This window comes from Streptomyces sp. x-19, assembly GCF_046549115.1.
In the GTDB taxonomy this organism is placed as follows: domain Bacteria; phylum Actinomycetota; class Actinomycetes; order Streptomycetales; family Streptomycetaceae; genus Streptomyces; species Streptomyces albulus_C.
In genome coordinates, this window is record NZ_JAJPWK010000107.1 from 1 (window position 1) to 792 (window position 792).

Below are 792 nucleotides of genomic sequence, written 5' to 3' on the forward strand. Positions count from 1 at the left end.
CCGCGGTTCTTCAGCTCGGTCAGCACCCTCAGCCAGTGCTTGGCGCCTTCGCCGCCCTCGCTGCCGGCCCACAGCCCCAGGATGTCGCGGTGGCCCTCGGCGGTGACCGCCAAGGCCATGTAGATGGGCCGATTGGCGACCTGGCCATCCCGGATCTTGACGTTGATGCAGTCGATGAACACGACCGGATAGACCGGGTCCAGTGGCCGGTTCTGCCACTCGGACATGCCCTCCATCACCGCGTCGGTGATCGTGGAGATGGTGGTCTTGGACACCTCAGCGCCGTACACCTCAGCGAGGTGAGCCGAGATCTCCCCGTGGTGAGGCCCTTCGCGGACAGGGACAGGACCATCTCATCGACGCCGGTCAGGCGCCGCTGTCGCTTCTTGACGATCTGCGGCTCGAAGCTGCCCTCGCGGTCGCGGGGCACGTCGATTCCCACCGGGCCGACGTCGGTCAGGACGGTCTTTGACCGCTTGCCATTGCGGGAGTTACCGCCGTTCTTGCCGGCCGCGTCGTGCTTGTCATAGCCGAGGTGATCGGTCATCTCACCGTCGAGCGCGGACTCCAGCAGCCGCTTCGTCAGCTGCTGCGCAGCAACCCGCCCTCGCCGGTCAGCTGCAGCCCGTCGGCCTGGGCCCGGGAGACGAGCTCCTCGATGAACTTCTCGTCCGCCACCGCTGACGGAGCCGTCTCCACGGCCACGTCCCCGGACGCTTCCGCGGCTATGTTCTCGCTGGTCACAGGTGCAATCCTCCATGATCGGAGTTACACCGTTCTATTTACAGTCCC

General features: G+C 66.0%; 1 pseudogene. It reads right to left on the minus strand.

The annotated features are described in order from the left end of the window. A pseudogene (locus tag ACLJT4_RS42475) lies at positions 1-705 on the minus strand (IS256 family transposase); the annotation flags it as partial. Positions 706-792 lie beyond the last annotated feature (87 nt).